The organism is Candidatus Eisenbacteria bacterium (genome assembly GCA_030017955.1).
Classification (GTDB): domain Bacteria; phylum Eisenbacteria; class RBG-16-71-46; order JASEGR01; family JASEGR01; genus JASEGR01.
The window spans coordinates 1-6,431 of sequence record JASEGR010000113.1; the positions used below are offsets into that span (position 1 = coordinate 1).

The following is a 6,431-nucleotide window of genomic DNA, read 5'->3' on the forward strand; positions in this document are numbered from 1 at the left end:
ATCGACGACACTGGACAAGGAGTTCTGCGTAAGGGCACTTGAGCGGGCGTTGACGCTTTCAACTCCCGGCATTTTCAACTCCGACCAGGGCAGCCAGTTTACGAGCCTGGAGTTTACCGGGAGAATCGAAAAACTCGGCGTTGCCGTCAGCATGGACGGACGCGGACGTGCGATGGACAACATCTTCGTCGAGCGGCTGTGGAGGACGGTGAAGTACGAGGAGGTTTACCTGAAGAGCTACGAAACCGTGGCCGAGGCAAAAGAATCTCTTGCGAAGTACTTCCACTTCTACAATACCGAGCGGTTGCATGAGTCCCTCGGATACCGGACACCGAAGGAGGCTTATTTCAGCGAAGAAAGGAAAGGGGAAGGTCCGGAAACTAAACCAGTGCAGGCTGCTTTACACCAAATACAACCCTGTTTTCTGTCTTGACGATGGGGATAGGCTTAATCAACCCCGTCTCCATCCGGTGTGAAAGGGTCAGGAAAATCGGAAATGCTTATCACCGGCGGAATTCTCTCGCTGAATGTAGTGAGGCTCCGAACCCCAGACCAGGGTCCCCACTGGCCAGATCCGTAAGGATCCATGGCTCGAACTCTCCAGTAGTAAGTATCACCTGGCGATCCGTCTATCCTGAAAATCACATCGTTTCCGGAAGAAACAGGCGCAAAACAAGACCACCCGTAGGTAGTGTCGCTCCCAACCATTGGTTGCCACATATTCCACACCATCTGGCCGCTCATGCTGGGCTCAGTGTCAACCTGGATATGAAACCGTACATCATCACCGTCCGGATCAGTTGCGACTACCCTGTATTGAATCCCGTATATGTCAAGCCCGGTCGTGCCATCAGGAGGAGATATTTGAACAACACTGGGAGCCAAATTGACTTTTGCAACAACACTCAGGGGACCATGGGTGACGCTTCCCCCGGAGAACACTTCTTTAAGCCTGAAGTAGTAGGTAGAGTCTTTCTCAACACCATAATCAATGAACTCATACTCGCCGTTCTGGTTGGGATAGAATATGCTCATATCCTGATAGCTTCCACCGGATGACTCCTGGACCTGGAAGTAGGTCGTGGCCTTCCCACCACAACTGTAGGCGTGAACAGACCAGTGAAACGTAGCTCTGGTCGTATCTGCACTCAAGGACATGGACCTGAACTCAACAGAAGGCGTGGGATTTGATGGTGTAGCAAAAGTCGGTCCGTAGAGTGTAGCGTATCCTGACCGATCATATTCCCTGATCCAATACCAATAAGTGGTGTTGTTTCCAAGCCCAGTGTCGGTGTATGTGTAAAGCCCTGTGTGGTCCGCATAGATGCGAGTCGCATTCACCTTCTGCGCTGTTGAGTAATCTTTGACAGTGCTTCGATAAAGGTCAAGACCGGAACTATTGTACAAGACACTCACATTCCAGCTCACAGTGGCCTGTGCATTGCCGCCTATTGCATAGAAGTCACTGATGGACACATAGAGGACACGCTCCTGATACTGTTTGGAATGTCCTGCCGCATCATACAAAGTAATCCTGTAGTTACACCCGCCGGACCACCCGGAAGGGACATCCCAGTCCAGATGGTAAATCGTGCTGTAGTTCCAAGGATTCGGGCCCTGCGTCAACAGGAGATTGGGTGCACAGTCAGGGTCATCGGTGGCATAGAACTTCGACGCATCAGAGTCATATGTGTCAAAATAGAAATCGTCCACAACGGTCCAGCCGCCAGGGTACCAGCCGTAGGGGTACTCGATTTCGAGCTGCGCACCGTAGTCTTTGTCATAGCATGCCAGTGTGACTCCGTTCCCGCCTCCGTCTGCTCCCGTGCTCGGGTCGTAGTATTCATAGTGGACACTTAGAACACAACTCCTGTCCATCGCTCTCACGTAAGTGCCTGCCTCCGTTCCAAGATCTATGCCGGGATGAGTGAAGTCAGGCCCCGTCTTCGAATCCGCCAACTGCATGAAAGTCTGATAGACCTCACCGAGCTGCCACTCAAACGGATAGTACTGAAAATCAGAAGCCAGAGCTTTTGACGAGATGATGACCAGAAGAAAAAAGAGCTTACCTGATCGCATAAAGAAGCTGTCCCCCGCCAGGTCTGGTCAATAGAAAGTATTTCCCGTGCTCGACGAAGCACAGCTTCTCGGCTTCGGGCACTTGTTCGCGAGAAACTACGTTTCCTCTTTCATCCAACAGAAGAAGCTCGCCCTCGGGTTTCCGGCTATACGGCTCATAGTAGAGAGCAGTGAGCTTTGCCCCCTCGCTGACAGCGAGGCCACGAAAACTCATTTTCTTGTTTTCTCTCTTGACTTCCTCAGTGTGGTCCGAAGGCTTGATTGGGCGTGACCACAAAAGAGCCCCGGTCGCTGAATCGTGGGCATCAACTCTTGTCTGCCTCAGGTCTTCGAAGCCATCTCGTATCCGCGCCGCAGGATAATAAAGAATAAGCATGGCTCCATCTGCCGAGAACTTGAGGTAAAGCGGCAGGAAAATGGAATTCTTCTCAAAGCTCCTTTCCCAAGCGACAAGTCCGGTCCTCACATCATACACGATAAGCTTCTTGTCATAGGGAGATAGGCCGTAGGGATCGACTGATCCCCTTATGTCCAACCCCAGGCTTGCTGCGTAGTCACCACAAGCATCAAAAGGAAGGACACCTCGCCCAAACGCCCCTCCTCCAAGCCAGGTTCTGACGCCCAGAAGCTCTTTGCCCTCGGAGGTAAAGACGTTCAAAGAACCTCTGTCCGAAGACATACAGACAAGGTAATCAGAATCGGAGATTCTTGCATGTAAGGAATGCACCTCGGGGACTTGTCGAGAAACCTTGAGGTTACCCGCACCATCAAGAAAACGTACCGTGCCGACCGCCTCGGGAGGCGCTTCAATACTCGAAGGGATCACTGCGAACACATCGCCGCTCTTGAAAAGCATCATGAAGTGTCGCGTAGGGCTCGACCCCTTAGGCCATTCGTACTTCCTTTCACTCAAGGGGATCCCCTCTTCCCCAAAACGGAAGACCCAGCCGCTATCAAGGACCAACGAACGAAGCGGGAACTTGTCTACCTTTCCCTCTCGCAACCTATTCTGAGTGACTCTCCAGTTCCGACCAAGGGAATCAGGGGCAAACTCCCAGAGTAGCTCGAGGCTAAGCGTACCCGCCGTGTCGCAAAAACATGGGTTATAGCCTGAACCCTCTCCAAAATCCGCAAACCCGAGATCAGTAACACTGTCAATCACGCCCGCACAATCACCTACCTCCACTTTCCCATTCCGTGGACTGCCGGACAGGGAAAACCTACCTCCAGTACCATAGGCAGTAAGATAGAAGATGCCTAAGACGACAAACCCATCTGCCGGCGTCGAACATGAGTCTCTTGAAACCACCACACCCGCCCCAGGTCCGGGGAACCCGGTTGAAGGAAGCTCAAAACCACCACAGTTCCTCCACGACCACACCTTTATCCCGTTCGTCTCACTCTCGGGATAAGAGATCCCAAACTCATATGTCCTAAGCTCTGCAGCATTCGTTGCGATCACATAGACATCGTAATCGTTATCCTGTGCAGGCGCCGAGGTAACTATGTCTCCACAACCTGTAATACCCGATGTAGAGCAACTGGCCTTTGCCAAATGAGGCCTGACGTGAAGAGCGAGTTTCACGTCTGCATTCAGACCAGCATATGAAGCCGCCGGTATGACTAGGAGCAGAAAGGGGAGAACAATGAACAACGAAAAACACAATCTCGTCATATTTGTCCGCGTCTTGAATTTCATAGTCTCTCCTGTTATTTAGTAACCATGATATCAAACACTAGGAACGTGTCAAGAGAAAAATGCAGTCTAAGTTTGATGAATGCCCAAGTGACGGGAGAGACCCCAAGATACCTGAATCAGAGTAGTTCTGACCAGAGCAGAGCCCGGAATGTGCCGAGCGGATCCGGCGAAGCGTTATGTCGTGCCATCAATTCGTCGGCGCCAGAGAACCCGAGCGGGCACGGGATCGGCTCGCATCAGCGTTCTTCTGTACATGGCAGCTCCCGCGGAAGCCCCGAAGACCAATCTTGGAATTCCAAATTCCTCAGAATCTTTGCAGCCCAGCCCGACGTCTCTGCTCGCTCCGTCAACCCTGTAGAGTATCCCCGTAGATTCAATAATGTCCCTTCTATCGAGGGGTCATTGCTTCACCCGGGACAGCACCAGGCCAAGCAGAACCATAAGCACTCCCGTCGCAGCGAAGAGCCCCCGTGCAACAAAGGGCATGGTGAAAGCAGTGTTGTACACAATGAATCCGGTCAATCCGAGGACAACGGACATTGAATAGATCACAAGGCAGCCTTTTGGGACCGAACCGAGTACAGTGACCATCCTATGGGAGGAGTGGTCCTTTCCGCCCTGATATATCTTCCTGCCTTCCAGAAGCCTTATGACTGTCACAAACGTAATATCAAAGACCGGATATCCGAGAACAAGCACAGGGACGAAGAGTTTGAGCCCTGACATTTCGTTCGGGATTGCTCCCAACGAAAGCGCACAGAGACAATATCCGAGAAAGAGACTTCCGGCATCGCCAAGAAATATCGATGCAGGTGAGAAGTTGTATCTTAGAAAGCCAAGTGTCGCACCGCAAAGTCCCGCGGCAAGTACTGCCGGGAGCCCTTCTCCGGACACCGTGGACAGAAGAAAAAAGAAAAGGCCGGCAAGAAAACTCACTCCTCCGCTGATTCCATCCATGTTGTCAAGGAAATTCAGGGCGTTCATCAAGCCCACTGCCCAAATGAGGGAGATGAGAAAATTCACTACTTCATGCCCGGCAACTCTCCCGACTCCGCCACCGAGAAGGAGAATCGCCGCCGCAGCTGCCTGTCCCCCGAGTTTCACCAGCGGACTCATCCCTCTTCTATCATCAATGAGTCCAACAACAATCACAACGAGCGCTCCGCCGAAAATCGCCAACGCATTTCCGTCGATTCTGCCGTCAAGCATGACCAAGCCGACAAGGACCGACAGTTGCCAGGCAAGGAAAACGGCGATACCGCCGAGAAGTGGCGTCGCCTTCGAGTGAAACTTCCTCTCCTCCGGCAAGTCAACGAATGAGAGCCTTCTTGAGATTGTTCTGAAAACCGGGGTGAGGATGAACGAAAGCAGAAGTGAAAGAAGAAAGGTTACCAGATGCGGCATCTGGGGCAATAGCGCTCTAGCTGGTCAGGACGGTCTTTTTGAGGCTCTCCAACTCCGACTTCACATCTTCAACAACAATCCGAAGCAGTTCGGTCAGGTTGACACGGGGTGAATAACCTATTGACTCTCTTATCTTGGAGAGGTCCGGCACCCTGCGCATCATGTCCTCAAACTCTCCGTGATATACGTCTTCATAAGGAACATATTTGATCAGCGACTGTGACCCAGTGATTTTCTTAACCCTCTCTGCAAGCTCGGAAACAGTCACCTCTTCGTCAGTGCCTATGTTGAAAACTTCTCCAACTGCACCTTCAGATTCGGCAAGATCAAGCACCCCCCTCACCACATCACCAACGTAGGAGAAACATCTTGTCTGAGTGCCGTCTCCATAAACAGCTATTGGCTCTCCATTCAGAGCCTGCTCCACAAATGTCGGCACAACCATTCCGTATGTGCTTGTTTGCCTGGGACCGCAGGTGTTGAAGCATCTCACAATGACCACCGGAAGTCTGTGCTGCCTCCAGTAGGCAAAAGCAAGGAATTCGTCGACTGCCTTGCTGCTCGCATAGCTCCACCGCGAGACCGCGGTCGGGCCGAGAACTCTGTCATCATCCTCTCTGAATTTGTAGCCGTTCCCCTTGCCATAGACTTCGGAAGTCGAGAAGAGAATGACCTTGCAGCCTCTCCTGGATGCCTCTTCGAGAACGACCTCGGTTCCTCGGATATTGTTTATGAGACTCCTGAGGGGGTTCTCCATGACATACTTCACACCAACCGAAGCAGCGAGGTGAAAAACTCTGTCGACTTTCTTGATCGTCTTTGAGACAAGGCTGCTGTCAAGCACAGTCCCTTCTATGAAATGAAACCTCTCCGCTTTTTCGAGATGGGCGATATTCTTTCTCCTGCCGGTGGACAGATCGTCGATTACCCAGACCTCATCCTTGCGATTGTAGAGGGCTTCGGCAAGATGCGAACCTATGAAACCGGCACCGCCAGTGACTAGGCTGCGCATAGGATTTATTCCTCCTCAGGTCCCAAAAATGTCCCGTAGGCTGAATGCTTGAGCTGAAAGAAAAACAGTCATACTCCAGTTCCTGTCCGGCCCAATCCCGCCAGACAGGTGCTTAGATTGGTCACTCCACACTAATGCGCCACGATAATCCAGCATATTATTGCTGTCAAGGACATTCTAGATGTTGTCAGTTAAAATTCAAAACCGGACTATTTAAAGTTGAAAACCGGACTCTGG

At 51.7% G+C, this 6,431-nt stretch carries 5 protein-coding genes; 1 reads left to right on the top strand and 4 read right to left on the bottom strand.

The window, feature by feature from the left end:
- Positions 1 to 433, top strand: a 433-nt coding sequence (locus QME66_12310; GenBank protein ID MDI6809746.1) for an integrase core domain-containing protein, incomplete at its 5' end; no start/stop codon positions are given.
- 14 nt (positions 434 to 447) lie between these two features.
- Here the strand turns inward: QME66_12310 and QME66_12315 are convergent.
- The 4 genes from QME66_12315 to QME66_12330 form a co-directional block, all read right to left on the bottom strand.
- Positions 448 to 2,079 (bottom strand): hypothetical protein, encoded by a 1,632-nt coding sequence (locus QME66_12315; GenBank protein MDI6809747.1) that lies wholly within the window; start codon positions 2,077 to 2,079, stop codon positions 448 to 450.
- Positions 2,066 to 3,778 carry a hypothetical protein gene (locus QME66_12320; GenBank protein MDI6809748.1) on the bottom strand — a complete coding sequence of 571 codons (1,713 nt, stop codon included), beginning with the start codon at positions 3,776 to 3,778 and terminating at the stop codon, positions 2,066 to 2,068. Before QME66_12320 ends, QME66_12315 begins: the two co-directional genes overlap by 14 nt.
- A 399-nt stretch (positions 3,779 to 4,177) precedes the next feature.
- Positions 4,178 to 5,182: an MraY family glycosyltransferase gene (locus QME66_12325; protein MDI6809749.1), complete on the bottom strand. Its 1,005-nt coding sequence runs from the start codon at positions 5,180 to 5,182 to the stop codon at positions 4,178 to 4,180.
- Between the two features lie 16 nt (positions 5,183 to 5,198).
- Positions 5,199 to 6,194: a GDP-mannose 4,6-dehydratase gene (locus tag QME66_12330; protein ID MDI6809750.1), complete on the bottom strand. Its 996-nt coding sequence runs from the start codon at positions 6,192 to 6,194 to the stop codon at positions 5,199 to 5,201.
- Between the last annotated feature and the right edge of the window lie 237 nt (positions 6,195 to 6,431).

Coding starts and splice junctions, on each gene's coding strand:
- QME66_12315 (MDI6809747.1), bottom strand. CDS start 2,079: ATGCGATCAGGTAAGCTCTTTTTTCTTCTGGTCATCATCTCGTCAAAA.
- QME66_12320 (MDI6809748.1), bottom strand. CDS start 3,778: ATGAAATTCAAGACGCGGACAAATATGACGAGATTGTGTTTTTCGTTG.
- QME66_12325 (MDI6809749.1), bottom strand. CDS start 5,182: ATGCCGCATCTGGTAACCTTTCTTCTTTCACTTCTGCTTTCGTTCATC.
- QME66_12330 (MDI6809750.1), bottom strand. CDS start 6,194: ATGCGCAGCCTAGTCACTGGCGGTGCCGGTTTCATAGGTTCGCATCTT.